12 protein-coding genes are annotated in these 13,892 nt (G+C 70.7%); 4 read left to right on the forward strand and 8 right to left on the reverse strand.

The window, feature by feature from the left end:
* The first annotated feature begins 175 nt into the window (after positions 1-175).
* The gene (locus CLV30_RS20830) at positions 176-1,135 is read left to right on the forward strand and encodes a winged helix-turn-helix domain-containing protein (RefSeq protein WP_165358710.1); all 960 of its coding nucleotides are present in this window, start codon (positions 176-178) and stop codon (positions 1,133-1,135) included.
* Here the strand turns inward: CLV30_RS20830 and CLV30_RS20835 are convergent.
* On the reverse strand, positions 1,099-2,721 hold the full coding sequence (locus CLV30_RS20835; RefSeq protein ID WP_106539164.1) for an HNH endonuclease signature motif containing protein: 1,623 nt from the start codon (positions 2,719-2,721) through the stop codon (positions 1,099-1,101). The two genes, CLV30_RS20830 and CLV30_RS20835, sit on opposite strands and share 37 nt — an antisense overlap.
* 140 nt (positions 2,722-2,861) lie before the next feature.
* Between CLV30_RS20835 and CLV30_RS20840 the strand changes: the two genes are divergently transcribed.
* Positions 2,862-3,206 carry a VOC family protein gene (locus CLV30_RS20840; RefSeq protein ID WP_106539165.1) on the forward strand — a complete coding sequence of 115 codons (345 nt, stop codon included), beginning with the start codon at positions 2,862-2,864 and terminating at the stop codon, positions 3,204-3,206.
* Between the two features lie 34 nt (positions 3,207-3,240).
* Here the strand turns inward: CLV30_RS20840 and CLV30_RS20845 are convergent, their stop codons facing one another.
* Genes CLV30_RS20845 through CLV30_RS20870 form a run of 6 tightly spaced genes read right to left on the reverse strand, consistent with a single transcriptional unit; the run spans position 3,241 to position 11,180 of the window.
* Positions 3,241-4,653, reverse strand: a complete 1,413-nt coding sequence (locus tag CLV30_RS20845) for a GH1 family beta-glucosidase (RefSeq protein WP_106539166.1) — start codon at positions 4,651-4,653, stop codon at positions 3,241-3,243.
* A 17-nt stretch (positions 4,654-4,670) separates the two neighbouring features.
* Positions 4,671-6,944, reverse strand: coding sequence for an alpha-xylosidase (gene yicI, locus CLV30_RS20850; protein ID WP_106539167.1), 2,274 nt, complete (start codon positions 6,942-6,944; stop codon positions 4,671-4,673).
* A 29-nt stretch (positions 6,945-6,973) separates the two neighbouring features.
* The gene (locus CLV30_RS20855) at positions 6,974-7,873 is read right to left on the reverse strand and encodes a carbohydrate ABC transporter permease (protein WP_205741025.1); all 900 of its coding nucleotides are present in this window, start codon (positions 7,871-7,873) and stop codon (positions 6,974-6,976) included.
* The gene (locus CLV30_RS20860; protein ID WP_106539168.1) at positions 7,870-8,793 is read right to left on the reverse strand and encodes a carbohydrate ABC transporter permease; all 924 of its coding nucleotides are present in this window, start codon (positions 8,791-8,793) and stop codon (positions 7,870-7,872) included. Before CLV30_RS20860 ends, CLV30_RS20855 begins: the two co-directional genes overlap by 4 nt.
* 12 nt (positions 8,794-8,805) lie before the next feature.
* The gene (locus CLV30_RS20865) at positions 8,806-10,128 is read right to left on the reverse strand and encodes an ABC transporter substrate-binding protein (RefSeq protein WP_106539169.1); all 1,323 of its coding nucleotides are present in this window, start codon (positions 10,126-10,128) and stop codon (positions 8,806-8,808) included.
* A gap of 14 nt (positions 10,129-10,142) precedes the next feature.
* On the reverse strand, positions 10,143-11,180 hold the full coding sequence (locus CLV30_RS20870) for a LacI family DNA-binding transcriptional regulator (protein ID WP_240723363.1): 1,038 nt from the start codon (positions 11,178-11,180) through the stop codon (positions 10,143-10,145).
* Positions 11,181-11,426: 246 nt separating this feature from the next.
* On the opposite strand from CLV30_RS20870, the gene CLV30_RS20875 reads away from it, so the two are divergent.
* Positions 11,427-12,554, forward strand: coding sequence for a sensor histidine kinase (locus tag CLV30_RS20875; protein ID WP_106539195.1), 1,128 nt, complete (start codon positions 11,427-11,429; stop codon positions 12,552-12,554).
* Complete coding sequence (locus CLV30_RS20880; RefSeq protein WP_106539171.1) at positions 12,551-13,216, forward strand: response regulator transcription factor; 666 nt, start codon at positions 12,551-12,553, stop codon at positions 13,214-13,216. Before CLV30_RS20875 ends, CLV30_RS20880 begins: the two co-directional genes overlap by 4 nt.
* Before the next feature lie 56 nt (positions 13,217-13,272).
* On the opposite strand, the gene CLV30_RS20885 is transcribed toward CLV30_RS20880, so the two are convergent.
* Positions 13,273-13,695 carry an SRPBCC family protein gene (locus tag CLV30_RS20885; protein ID WP_106539172.1) on the reverse strand — a complete coding sequence of 141 codons (423 nt, stop codon included), beginning with the start codon at positions 13,693-13,695 and terminating at the stop codon, positions 13,273-13,275.
* Positions 13,696-13,892: the final 197 nt, after the last annotated feature.

The raw sequence follows: 13,892 nt of genomic DNA on the forward strand, positions 1-13,892 counted from the left end.
GTCGTGCCAACCATTCGAGCACGTTCGAAGCGTGATGCGGCACGATGAGCCGATGGTGGTGCGGATACCGATGACGGCGGATGTTCTCGGACGTTCCAGGTTCGGGATCTCGCCGTGCGTCGAGGTGATGGGGTGCCTGCGAGCGACGAATCGGCACGGCCCGGTGCCGTCGCACGTGGCGCGTTGGCGCGAGCGCGCCGCGACGGCGGTGCCGTCCTCGGATCTCGGCCTGTTGCTCGCGCTGGTCCCCACCGACGGATACGCGCCCGATCTGATGGTCCCGCCGCCCACCGCGACCGTGATGGCGATCGAGGACGAGACGGCGTCGGTCGCCGCCACCGACCCGGACCAGGTGCGCTACCAGCTCGGCATCGCCTTCCGCGGGCAGGACGCCGCTGCTGAGGTGGCGGCGAGCTTCGGCGGAGCCGAGCAACTGGAGTTACACCGGCGGGAGATGCCGGACGTGGTGACGACGGCGCTGCGCGACGGGTACGAGCCGTTCGCCGCGCGGGTGGCGGCGGCGATCGGCACGTACTTCCACCACGTGCTCGCCCCGGACTGGGGCCGCGTGGTCGACGTGCTCTCCGCCGACATCGCGCATCGCGCCGACCGGATGGCCCAGCACGGGGCGCTGGCCCTGCTGGACGACCTGCATCCGGACCTGAGCTGGGACGGCGCGGCCGTCGTGGTGAAACGGCCGTTCGACGTCGAGGTGGACTGGGCCGGCGACGGCCTGCTGCTGATTCCCAGCGTCGCGACCGGCAGGCGCGCCTGGTTCAACGCGGAGCGCCCGACGACGCCGTCGGTGATGTATCCCGCGCGGGGGACCCAGCACCTGGCGGAGCCGATCCCGTCGCCCAAGGCCACGGACGATCTCGGGGAACTGCTCGGGCACACCCGTGCGGGCCTGCTCGCCGCACTCGCGGAGCCGCGCACCACGACCGAGCTGGGCCGTGCCTGCGCGCTGAGCGCGGCCACGGTCTCGTACCACCTCGGCATCCTGCACCGGACCGGGCTGGTGACACGCCGCCGCACCGGCAGACGCGTGGTGTACGTCCGGACCGAGCTGGCTCGATCGATCGTCCTGGGCTCCGGACCTCAGAACGGAGGGACGTCGTCGACCGGGCCGACCTGAGTCTCGTGGATCCGGATGGTTCTGCCGGTGGGGCTGCGCCATCGGAACACTCCGGGGCTCGGCTGATCGACCCGGCAGTTCGAGCGGTGCTTGTGCCGGTGGTGACGTGTGCAGGTCAGGCCGAGATTGTGCGCGGCCGTGGGGCCCAGCGGGTAGCGCAGGGTGTGGTCGAGCTCGCTGACCTGCGCGGGTGCGTCGCACCCGGGAGCCTTGCAGGTGCGGTCGCGCAGCACGACGTGGTCGATCAGGTCCTGGGTGGGCGTGTATCGAGTGCGCCCGTGGCTGAGGACCGCGCCGGTGACGGGATGGGTGCCGACCCACCGCCAGACACCGGAGGCCGAGAGGTGCCGGGCCACGTCGGCGGGGACCGGTCCGTAGCCCTCGAGATGGCCCGGGTGCTCGTCGAGGCCGATCAACGTGGCCAGCGGAACCGTGACGTCGACGGTGACCGGGCGGCCGTGCGTGCTGCTCATCCGCACCGCGCCGGCGCGGCCGGTGTTCAGCGCGGTCCAGGCGAGGCCGGCGAGCGTGTCGGCGCGGCGCTGGTCGGCGGTGCGGGCGCGGGCGTCGCCGCCGGCGGCATCCTGGCTCTTGAGTGACTTCTGCCCGGCGTCGAGGACGGTTTGCAGCGCCAGCGCGTCCTCGGCGGGCAGGAGCCCGTCCAGCCACGTCATGCCGTCCTCGGCCGGGGTGAGGTGGATGTGGCGGCGCTCGGCGGCCCGACGGCGCCGTGTCTCCGCCGCTTCCGGCGCGAGCCGACACACCAGGGCTTTGACGGCGCGGCGCAGCTGCCGGGGGTTCATCCGGGCGGCTCGGTCCAGCGCGGCGGCCTCGACGGTGCGGGCGGTATCGGGGTCGAGGCGGCCGAGCTCGGACAGCACGACCTTGGCGCGGCGCTCGTCGATCTTCCCGGCGAGCAGAGCGGCGTGGGTGGCGGCGAAATCCTCGGTCAGCCGGCTGGACTCGGCGACCAACGCCTCGGCCTGCCCGGCGGTGACGTGCAGCGGCTCGACCAGCTCCAGCGCCGTGGCCGCCCGCGGCGAGGCCGGCGAGCCCGCCTGTTCGGGCGCCTCGGGCGTCACGGCCGGCCGGTGCGACAACTCGGTGACGGCCGCGGCCTGCAGGCCACGTGCCCAGGACATCAACCGCTGGCAGGCCCCTGCCACCTCACCCAGCTCGAAGTCGTCGGCCGTGCGCAGGCGAGCGAGCGCACCGGAGTCCACGGAGCCGACGGCGGGGCCGTCCGGGTCGAGCAGGCCGAGAGCATCGGCCAGCGCGGCGCCGGGGGCGAGCCCGCGCACCGTGCGCACCCACCCGCCGCCGTCGCCGCGCACCACGGCGTAGGGTTCGGCGTCGTCGGGAACCACCAGCAGCGGACTCTCGCCGGAGTCTGCCGCGGCGAGGGCGCGGCGCGCGTCGTCATCTCCGAGGTCGGCCGGCACGGCGAGCGCGCCGTCACGCTCGTCCGCCGACGGCGCCCAGGCCGCGTCCCGGGCGGCGAGATGCCGCGGAACGTCGGCCGTGCTGTCCGCCACACCGGAACCGTCGTCCGGCGCGGCGAACTCTTCGTCCTCGGACCCCAACATGGACCGATCGTATCGAACACAGGTTCGAATCTCAATCGGGATCGGCCTATCGCAGTAGGGTGCACCTCACGTGCGGCCGTACTCGCGCCGCCGCGGCAGGCATGATCCACTCTGTCCGGGCCGCCCACTATGGTTCCGGCATGGGAACGGTGACACAGGTGTTCTGCGGCGTGCCGGTGACGGACCGGGCGGCCGGACTCGAATGGTTCGCGACGTTCTTCGGCCGCCCGGCGGACGAGGTCGTCGGCACCGAGGCGCTCTGGCAGGTCGGCGAGACCGCATGGGTCTTCGTCGACGAGCATCCCGAGCGGGCCGGTGGTGCGCTGATCACCCTCGGCGTGGAGGGGCTGGACGACATCCTCGGGCGTCTGGCGGACAACGGCGTGAGCCACGAACCCGTGGAGACGTACGAGAACGGCGTGCGGCACGTCGTCGTGGTGGACCCGGACGGAAACAGCCTGTCGCTGGCCGAAGCGCCGGACTGAGCCGTCCGGGCCCACGCGGGACGGTCGCCGCCGACTATCCCGGCAGCGCGTTCGCCGCCGCCAGGTCGCGGTACCAGTACGCCGAGTCCTTCCAGGTGCGCTGCAACGTGTCGTAGTCGACGCGGATGATGCCGAACCGGCGGTCGTAGCCGTACGCCCACTCGAAGTTGTCCAGCAGCGACCACGCGAAGTAGCCGCGGACGTCCGCGCCGGCCTCGATGGCCGCGCCGACGGCGTCGACGTGGTCGCGCAGGTAGGCCACCCGCCGCCCGTCGTGTACGGAGCCGTCGGGGGCCACGACGTCCTCGAAGGCGGCGCCGTTCTCGGTGACCATCAACGGCTGCTCCGGGTAGGTCCGGCTCAGCCCGACCAGCAGTTCGGTCATGCCGCTGGGATCGATGTTCCAGCCCATGGCGGTGTATGGGCCCTCGGGGCGGACGAACTCGACGTCGTCGGCGCCCACCCACGGAGAGCCGGACGAGTCGCCGTGGTTGTCGGCCTCGAGCCGCTCACCGGTGCCGTCCCAGCGCCGGACCAGCGCCGTCGAGTAGTAGTTGACGCCCAGGACCTCCATCGGGATCCTCGCCGTCGCGGTGTCGCCGTCGTGCACGAACGACCAGTCCGTGACGTGCGCGGTGTCGGCGAGCAGGTCGTCCGGGTAGGCGCCGTCGAGCACCGGTCCGAGGAACGCACGGTTGGACAGCGCGTCGACCTTGCGCACGGCGTCGCGGTCGGCGTCGCTGTCCGGGTCGACCGGGCGAGTGACATGCAGGTTGAGCGTGATGGACACCCGTGCCTCGGGCAGCACCGAGCGCACCGCCCGGCCGCCGAGACCGTGCGCGAGGTTCAGGTGGTGCACCGCCGCCAGCGCGGAGTCCGGCTCGGTGCGTCCCGGCGCGTGGACGCCGGACGCGTAGCCGAGGTAGGCCGAGCACCAGGGCTCGTTCAGCGTGGTCCAGGTGTGCACCCGGTCGCCCAGCTCACGGGCCATCAGTTCGGCGTACTCGGCGAAGCGGTAGGCGGTGTCGCGCACCGGCCAGCCGCCGGCGTCCTCGAGGTCCTGCGGCAGGTCCCAGTGGTACAGCGTGACCACCGGCTGAACGCCGCGGTCGAGCAGCCCGTCGACCAGGCGCGAGTAGAACTCGACGCCCTCGCGGTTCAGCGGCCCGCGGCCGCCGGGCTGCACGCGCGGCCAGGCGATGGAGAAGCGGTAGGCCGACAGCCCCAGGTCGGCGATGTGCCCCAGATCCTCCTGCCACCGGTGGTAATGGTCGTCGGCCACGTCGCCGGTGTCGCCGTTCAACGTCCTGCCGGGCGTGTGCGAGAACGTGTCCCAGATGGACGGGCCGCGGCCGCCTTCCTTGGCCGCACCCTCGATCTGGTAAGAGGCGGTCGCCGACCCCCACACGAAGCCGTCGGGGAACGTACGTCCGTCATGAGTGCTCATGTTGGGTGAATCCTCCATCACAGCGACAGCGTCAGGCTGGTCGTGCCGGGTTCGGCTTCCACGAGAGTATCGGTACCGCCGAGTCGCAGCCGCCACGGGACGTCGTCGCGGTCGGTGGTGGCCCGGACCGTCGCGCCGGAGCGGGTGACCCGGACGGTCGTCCCCCCAGTGCCCTCGGCGGCCGGGACGACCAGCGTGGAGTCGTGCCCGTCGGCCGGCTCGTGTACCAGCAGTGTGACGCCGTCGGCGTAGTCGTACTGCGGGTCGTCGTCGGTCGCGCCGAGCGGCAGCACCGTGTCCGGCCGGACGAGTACCGGCGCGCTGCCGAAACCGTGCGTCTCGCGGACCCACCGCGGCCCGGTCACCTTCGACCCGTCCAGCAGCGACGTCCAGGTGCCGTCCGGGACGTAGTAGCTGACGTCGCCTTCCGCGGACATCACCGGCGCGACCAGGATCCGGTCGCCGAGCATGTACTGCCGGTCGAGGTAGGTGGTGGCCGGGTCGTCCGGGAACTCCAGCGCCATCGGGCGCATCATCGGCGTTCCCTGTTCGTGAGCCTCCCGGGCGACGGCGGACAGGTACGGCATCAGCCGCAGCTTCAGGGTGGTGAACCGGCGCAGCACGTCGACGGCCTCGTCGTCGAACTCCCACGGCACCCGGTACGAGCCCGCGCCGTGCAGCCGGCTGTGCGAGGACAGCAGCCCGAACGGGACCCACCGCTTGAACACCGCCGGGTCCGGCGTGTTCTCGAACCCGCCGATGTCGTGGCTCCAGTAGCCGAACCCGGACATCGCCAGCGACAGCCCGCCGCGCAGGCTCTCCGCCATGGACGCGAAGGTGGAGTCGCAGTCGCCGCCCCAGTGCACGGGGAACTGCTGGCCGCCGGCGGTGGCCGAACGGGCGAACACCACCGCGTCGGCGCCGCCGCGCTTCTCGCGCAGCACTTCGGCGACGGTGCTGTTGTACAGCTGTGCGTAGTAGTTGTGCATCCGCTCCGGGTCGGCGCCGTCGTCCCAGACCACGTCGGTGGGGATGCGCTCGCCGAAGTCGGTCTTGAACGAGTCGACGCCCATGTCGATCAGCCGCCGCAGGTGCGACGCGTACCACTCGCGCGCCTCGGGGTTGGTGAAGTCGACCACGCCCATACCGGCCTGCCAGCGGTCCCACTGCCACACCGAGCCGTCCCTGCGCCGCAGCAGGTACCCCTTCGACGCGGCCTGGTCGAACAGCGCGGAGCGTTGCGCGATGTACGGGTTGATCCACACGCAGGTGCGCAGGCCGCGCGCGTGCAGCCTCGCGAGCATGCCCTCGGGGTCGGGGAAGGTGCGCGGGTCCCACTCGAAGTCGCACCAGTTGAACTCGCGCATCCAGAAGCAATCGAAGTGGAACACGCTCAGCGGGATCCGGTGCTCGGCCATGCCCTCGACGAACGAGGTCACCGTCGCCTCGTCGTAGTCGGTCGTGAACGACGTGGACAGCCACAGCCCGTACGACCACGCGGGCACCCGCGCCGGACGTCCGGTGAGCGCGGTGTAGCGGTCCAGTATGTCCTTCGGCGTCGGGCCGTGGATGACGAAGTACTCCAGTTCCTGGTCCTCGACGCTGAACTGGGTGCGCGAGACCATCTCCGAGGCGACCTCGAACGACACCCGGCCGGGGTGGTTGACGAACACCCCGTAGCCGGCGTTCGTGAGGTAGAAGGGGACGTTCTTGTACGCCTGCTCGCTGGCGGTGCCGCCGTCGTTGTTCCAGATGTCGACGACCTGGCCGTTCTTCACCAGCGGCCCGAAGCGCTCGCCGAGGCCGTAGACGACGTCACCGGGTCCCAGGTCGAGGCGCTGGACGACGTGGTGCGCGCTGTCGGACGTGGTCATGAACCCCATGCCCTTGGTGCCCGACGACGTCAGCGCCCGGCCGTCGGCGACGAAGTCGACCCGCCAGTCGTCGCCGCGGACGATCCGGGCGGTCAGCGGCCCGGAGGTGAGCTCGGCGACGTCGTCGGCCACGTGCGTCGTGACCGGCGGTGAGCCGGCGCCGGGCAGCTCGAACCGGGGCGGACGCTCGACTCCGCCGGAGTGGTGCGTGATCCGCACACCCACGACGCCGTCCATGGGGGAGGTGAACCGGATGGTCGCCAGCGGCCGGTTCAGTGTGTCGCCGCGGTGCTCGATACGCCGTGTCGGTGCGTAGACCGTCAACGACGACGGGTCCGACTCGACGTCGTAGGCCTGGGCCGGGTGCAGCGCCTCGACTCCGGGACGCATGCCCCAGTAGCCATCGGTGAACTTCACGCTCGACGTCCTTTCATTTTGACGTGTCCTTATTTGACGGCGCCGGCCGTGATGCCGCGGGCGAGTGTGCGCTGGAAGATCAGGAAGAAGGCGATGGCCGGGACGATGCCGAGCAGAGCGGCCGCGCTGGTCGTCGTCGCGTCCATCATCCGCTGTCCCTGCAGCACACCCAGGGCGACCGGAACCGTCTGGTTGTCGTTGGAGATCAGGAACACCAGCGGGATGAAGAACTCGTTCCACGTCCAGATGAAGAAGAAGATCATCAACACCGACAGCGTCGGCCGGCTGATCGGGAAGATGATCCGCCACAGCGTCTGCCACTTGCTCGCGCCGTCCAGGGCCGAGGCTTCGAGGATCTCCTTCGGGAACGTGCCGAACACCGACGACAGCAGGTACGTGCCGAACGCGCTCTGGATCACCGTGAAGATGATGATCACGGCGAGCTGGGTGTCGTAGAGCCCCACCTCGCGGGCGATGTAGTACAGCGGGTAGATCAGCACTTCCTGCGGCAGCATGTTCGCCATCAGGAACAGCACGACGATCGCCAGCCGGCCCTTCACCCGCCCGATCCCCAGCGCGTAGGCGTTGAACAGGGACACGAGCACGCCGAGCACGGCGACCGAACCGGCGATCATGAACGAGTTCCAGAGCTTCCGGCCGAAGTTCACCCGGTTCCAGAAGTCGATCATCCCGCTGGTGAAGATCTCGGTGGGCAGCGCCAGCGGGCCGCCGGCGCTGTAGTCCGCGGGCGACTTGAACGCGTTGAGCACGATGACGCCGAACGGGAACAGCATCACCACGGCGCCGGCGATGAGAGCCGCCAGCACGATCCATCGCGCGGCACCGCGGTGGTGCCGGTCGCGGTTGCGCCGGGTAGTGGGCGGGTCGGTCGTCGGAGCCGGCTGCGAGGTGCGGGTCACGGTGGTCACCGGCGCTCCTTCCGTTCGCTCGCCGCCTGGAATCGGATGAAGACGATGCTCAGCGCGATGATGATCAGGGTGAGAACGGTGGCGATGGCGGCGCCGTAGCCGACGTCCGCGCGCTCGAAGAAGTTCTGGTAGGCGAAGTACGACGGCACGTTGGTGGCGTCACCGGGGCCGCCCCTGGTCAGCACGAAGATCGGCCCGAACACCTTCATGGCGGCGATGGTGCAGGTGAGCGCGACGACGAAGGTCTCGGGACGGATCTGCGGGATGGTGATGGCGCGGAACCGCCGGAACCAGCCGGCGCCGTCGATCTCGGCGGCCTCGTGCAGCTGCGGGTCCACCCGCTGCAGCGCCGCCATGAAGATCACGACCGGATAGCCGATCTGGACCCACACCATGATCGCCATGACGCTCGGCAGTGCGGTGCCGGGGTCGCCGAGCCAGTTCTGGGCGAACTCGCCCAGTCCCACGGCTTCGAGCAGCGTGTTGAGAGCGCCGTTCTCGGGCCGCAGGATCCAGCCCCACACGATCCCGGCGACGGCGACCGGGACGATCTGCGGCAGGTAGAACAGCGCCCGCAGGGTGCTGGCGCTCTTGCCGCCGAACCGCTTGCCGATGACGTCGAACAACGCGGACGCGAGCAGCAGCCCGATCAGCGTCGGCGCCACGACCATCGCGACGATCATGGCAACGGAGTTGCGGAACGACGCCCAGAACGCGTCGTCGGCGAACAGCTCGGTGTAGTTCTCCAGGCCGATCCAGCTGATCTCGCCGACGCCGGGCCACTCGGTGAAGCTCAGCGCCACGTTCATCACGAACGGGATGACGATGACCGCGAGGAACAGCACCCCGCCCGGCAGCAGGTAGATCCAGTACCCCCGCCGCCGGGCGTCGACGCGGGCGGGTGTCGAGGTGGTGGCCATGGCCGTGCCGGCTCAGCCGGTGATCTCGGCGACGCCGTCTTCGTACGGTCCCTGCAGCTGCTGCAGGACCTCGTCCGGCGACGCGGACTGGTTGATGAGCTGCTGCAGCGCGCCCACGATCGTGTCGTAGTACCCGGCGACCGGCCAGTCCGGGTAGAACGCCAGCCCGTCGGCCTCGTTGATCTCGTTGAACAGCGAGATGAGTTCCTTGCTCTTCTCGTCCTTGATGTCGGCCGGGTCGGCCGCGACCGGCACGCCGCCGTTGTTGCCGAGCAGGGCCTGGATCTCCGGGCGCATCGTGATGTCGATGAACTCGTAGGCCAGCTCCTTGTTGTCCGAGGCGGTGGGCACGACCCAGAGGTTCCCGCTGGATCCGGGGTGCAGGTCGGAGCCGGGGAAGGCGAAGGTGCTCCATTCGAAATCGGAGATCTCGTCGGTGAAGCGTCCGTACCACCAGGAGCCGGAGTAGACCATCGGGAACTCGCCGCCGATGAAGCCGGTGCCCATGTCCTCGGCCTTCAGGCTGGCGGAGTCTCCGCTGACGTAGCCGGCCTTGACCCACTCGTCGAACGTCTTCGCGGCGTAGCTGAGCTCCGGTCCGCCGAAGTCGACCGGGTTCTCGTAGACCTGGTAGTCGTCGACGAACTGCCGGTCCGCCTGGCTCAGCGCGAGCTCGTAGAACAGCTGACCGGCCGGATACTCGGCGCCGGACATCGCCAGCGGGGTGACGCCCTCGGCCACGAACGCGTCCATCGCGGCGACCAGGTCGTCGAACGTCTTGGGCACCTCGATGCCGTACTCGGCGAACATGTCCTTGTTGTAATAGAACATCACGAACTCGCCGTAGTTCGGGACGCCGTACCAGGGGCCCGAGCCCATGACGCCGTTCTCGTCGTAGCGGGCGGTGGTCTGCAGGCTCTCCGAGAGCATCCCGTCCCAGCCGTACTCCGCGGCGGCGTCGCTGATGTCGGTGAGCAGACCCTGCGAGGCGAGCAGCCCGGCCGAGGCGTTGCCCTTGTTGTACTCCATCAGGTCCGGCGCCTGGTCCGAGTTGAGCACCATGTTCGCCGTCTGGCGGATCTGCTCGAACCCTTTCTCCTCGAACTCGACCGTCGCGCCGGTCTCCTCCTCGAAGATCCGGATGGCCTCGTCCCAGGCGATGCCCATGGCGCTGTTCTGGCCCTCGTAGTGCCACAGCCGCAGCGTGTCGGACGAGCCGCCCGCGGAGTCGCCGTCGTCGCCGCCGCAGGAGGCGAGGGCGAGTGCGGTGCAGGCGAGCATCGCGGCGCCGGCGACCGTCTTCCTGGGCCTGGTGAACGTTCTCGTGATCGGCATGGATCTGCGCTCCTTCACGGTGTGCCCGGGGGCGTGTGGGCGTGTGTGCCGGGGGCCGGGCCGGTGGTGGCCTGGGCGTCGAGCCGGCACGGGATGAGTTCGCGGACGACGGGGGAGTCCCCCTGCTCGACGCGTGTGATCACAGACTCGACGCCGAGACGCCCGAGTTCGGCGCCCGGCGCGGCCATGGTGGTGAGCCGCGGATGGCTGAGTGCGCCGACCCGCGGCGACGAGACCACGGACAGCACCGACACCTCGCCGGGCACGTCGCGTCCGCCCTCGACGATCTCGGCGACCGCGCCGAAGGTGGCGTCGTCGTTCATCGTCACCAGTGCGGTGACCTCCGGGTGGGTCCTGAACAGGTCGGCGGCGACGGCACGGCCCGCGTCCGCGGACTCGTCGCAGTGCCGGACCAGGGCGGGCAGGCCACGTTCGCTCGTCTGCTGCTCGAAGGCCTTCTGCACCCGGACCGTCGGTCCGTAGCCGGCGGCCAGGCTGGCCTCGGAGTGGCTCAGCAGTGCGATGTGCTCGTGCCCGAGTCCGCTGAGGTGGTCGAGCGCACCGCGGACCGTCAGCTCGAAGTCGATGTCGCAGTACGGCAGGCCGTCCGGCCGGGCGGTTCGCCCGATCAGCGTGAACGGCGTCGCCGTGGAGCGCAGCAGGTCGACCCTCGGGTCGTCGAGCTTGACCTCCATGACCACGAGGCCGTCGACGAGCCCCTGGTGCACCAGTTCGTGGGTCTCGCCGACCTCGTCGTCGCCGGTGGGCCACAGGACGAGGTGGCAGCCATGTTCCCGTGCGGTCTCGGCCGCCGCTGTGACGAACTCCAGGGCGGTTCCGCCGAGCCCGCGTTCGATGGCGGGGAACAGCAGCGCCAGGATGCGGGTCCGGTTGCTGGCGAGCCCTCGGGCGAGGGCGTTCGGCCGGTACCCGAGCTGGTCCATGGCCACCCGGACCCGCTCACGCGTGGCCTCCGACACCGGTCGTACCCCGGTCAGGGCGTACGAGACGGTGCTGGCGGAGACGCCGGCGAGGCGGGCGACGTCGTTCATGGTGGCCACCGCGCCCCTCCTGTTCTCGTGCGCCGGCATCGTCGCTGGGCATTGTTGCCGGCATGTTGCCGGCATTGCTGCGGCATTCGTCGAAGCGCTTCGTCGAAGCGTTTCGACGCACATTGTTGCCACGCCGCCGCGAATTCCTCAAGGGGTAACGGGATTTCGGATCCGTCCGGACGCTGCCGGCAGGTGCCGGTCGTCACCCGTGGGACAGTGCCGGACCGCGACGCCTATGCTGCGCACATGGTCGACGTCACCGGATCCGGTGCTCGGCGCGCGCCCGTCCGCAGAGGCGACGTGGCGCTCGCCGTCCTGGTCGGCGTGGCGGTCGTGCTGACGACCGTGGTCTCGTGGAGCGGGTCGGTGCAGCTGCACGGCGTACCGCCGGCGGGCTGGGCGCTGATCGTCGCCGGATCAGGTGCGCTCGCGTTCCGCAGGCGGCACCCGGTGCCGGTCGCGGTGGTCACGGTGGCGGTGTCCAGCCTCTACTACCCGCTGATCGAGACCGACGGCGCGCTGCTCGTGACCGTGATCATCGCGCTGTACACGGTGGCCTCCGAGGGGTACCCGGTGGCCGCCGGCGCGGTCAGCCTGCTGGCCATCATCGGGACGGGATACGGCGAGTTCGGGTTCGGCGCGTCGCCGCTGGGCGAGGTCGGAGTCTTCCTGGTGGTCAGCTGGCTCGTGGCGGCCGTGGCGCTCGGAGCCGTCGCCCGTAACCGGCGTGCGTACCTGGACGAGGCGCAGAAGCGGGCGCGGGAGTCGGAGCGGCTGCGCATCGCGCGCGAGCTGCACGACGTGCTCGGCCACACCATCTCGCTGATCAACGTGCAGGCGGGCGCGGCGCTGCACCGGATGGAGCGCGACCCGGCGCAGGCCGCCGAGGCGCTGACGGCGATCAAGGAGTCCAGCCGGACGGCGCTGGGGGAGATGCGTGGCACGCTCGGGATGCTCCGGCAGGTCGACGAGTCCGCGCCGACGGCGCCACCGCCCAGTCTGGACCGGCTTCGCGAGCTGACCGAGCCGATCGAGGCGGCCGGGCTCACGGTCCGGGTCGAAACGTCCGGGCAGCCGGCCGAGCTCTCGCCGGCGGTCGACGCCGCGGCGTTCCGGATCGTGCAGGAGGCGCTGACGAACGTGACCAGGCACGCGCAGGCCGGGTCGGTGACGATCCGGATCGGATACGGGGGAGAGGACATGACGGTGCAGGTGGCCGACGACGGTCGCGGCGGGCCGGTGGACGGGACCGGCCACGGCATCCGGGGGATGGCCGAACGGGCGCGGGCGGTCGGCGGTTCGCTGGACGCCGGCGCCGCACCGAGTGGCGGTTTCCGGGTGAGCGCCCGGCTGCCGGTCGGAGCGTCGTCGTGATCCGCGTCGTGCTCGCCGACGACCAGCGGCTCGTCCGTGCCGGCTTCCGGTCCATCCTGGACGGCGAGGACGACATCGACGTGGTGGCCGAGGCCGCGGACGGCGTCGAGACGGTCGAGCAGGTGCGCGAGCTGCTCCCGGACGTGGTGCTGATGGACGTGCGGATGCCCCGGCTCGACGGGCTGGAGGCGACCCGCCGGCTGGTCGACGACCGGCGGCTCGAGCACGTCCGCGTGGTGATCCTGACGACGTTCGACCTGGACGAGTACGTCTACGGCGCGCTGCGCGCGGGCGCCAGCGGCTTCCTGGTGAAGGACACCGAGCCGATGGAGCTGATCCACGCGGTCCGGGTGGTGGCCCGCGGCGACGCGCTGATCTCGCCGTCGACCACCCGGCGGCTGATCTCCGAGCTGGCCGGCCGGTTGAAGGAGCCGGTCCGGAGTCCGCGGCTGGACACGCTGACCGAACGCGAGCGCGAGGTGCTGACGATGGTCGCCGGCGGCCTGTCGAACGACGACATCGCCGAACGCCTGGTGCTGAGCCCCGCCACCTCCAAGACCCACGTCAGCCGGATCATGACCAAGCTGGACGTGCGTGATCGCGCCCAGCTCGTGGTGCTGGCCTACGAGGCCGGCCTGGTCACTCCAGGCTGGCTGGCGTGACCGTGGCGGGCATCAACGCTTGACTGCGCCGGTGGACGTGCCTGTGTGGGCGCCGGCTACGCATGGCGTTGCCGCAGCTCCTCCACTCCAGCGGCGAGGAAGCTCTGCACCGTGTCGACCGCATCGGCCTCCTGCCCGGACGTGGCCCGAAAGTCAGCGGTCCACCGAATGACACACGAGCTTCCGTCGATGGGGTCGATGCGGAACTCCGCGACGTAGTCGGCGACGGGCAGCGGCGTCGACTCCATCGTGTAGCGGTAGTACCGGTTTGCCGGATCGATGTGAACCAGTTGCTCGATCTGCTGGCTCCCATCTGCGGCTATCGCAGTCCGCCGCGCTCCAGGCTCGGCGCCGTCGGTGCTGGTCGAGGTGAGCCACGGGTGCCAAGCGCCGACGCTACCGAAGTCGCCGGCCACCCTCCACAGCGTGTCCGCGTCGGTTGCAATGGTCGCCGTAGCTTCGGCGTGCGGCATCAGCATCACACCTACCAGCCTTCCCCACCTGGTGAGACTTCCCGCGCCGGCAGGGTGCCGAAACAACCGGCGCACCAACCCGGGATGTCAGGGGCCGCGTCGGGGTCGCAACTGCGGGTGTAGCCCAGGTGCCCACCCTCGGGGGACGCGGCCGGACACGTCGCGGGCGGATGCTGAGTCCGACAAACGACCGTCGTCACTCC

Origin of the sequence: Haloactinopolyspora alba (assembly GCF_003014555.1) — a bacterium.
Lineage (GTDB): Bacteria > Actinomycetota > Actinomycetes > Jiangellales > Jiangellaceae > Haloactinopolyspora > Haloactinopolyspora alba.

Coding starts and splice junctions, on each gene's coding strand:
- CLV30_RS20835 (WP_106539164.1), bottom strand. CDS start 2,721: ATGTTGGGGTCCGAGGACGAAGAGTTCGCCGCGCCGGACGACGGTTCC.
- CLV30_RS20840 (WP_106539165.1), top strand. CDS start 2,862: ATGGGAACGGTGACACAGGTGTTCTGCGGCGTGCCGGTGACGGACCGG.
- CLV30_RS20845 (WP_106539166.1), bottom strand. CDS start 4,653: ATGAGCACTCATGACGGACGTACGTTCCCCGACGGCTTCGTGTGGGGG.
- CLV30_RS20860 (WP_106539168.1), bottom strand. CDS start 8,793: ATGGCCACCACCTCGACACCCGCCCGCGTCGACGCCCGGCGGCGGGGG.
- CLV30_RS20865 (WP_106539169.1), bottom strand. CDS start 10,128: ATGCCGATCACGAGAACGTTCACCAGGCCCAGGAAGACGGTCGCCGGC.
- CLV30_RS20870 (WP_240723363.1), bottom strand. CDS start 11,180: ATGAACGACGTCGCCCGCCTCGCCGGCGTCTCCGCCAGCACCGTCTCG.
- CLV30_RS20875 (WP_106539195.1), top strand. CDS start 11,427: ATGGTCGACGTCACCGGATCCGGTGCTCGGCGCGCGCCCGTCCGCAGA.
- CLV30_RS20885 (WP_106539172.1), bottom strand. CDS start 13,695: ATGCTGATGCCGCACGCCGAAGCTACGGCGACCATTGCAACCGACGCG.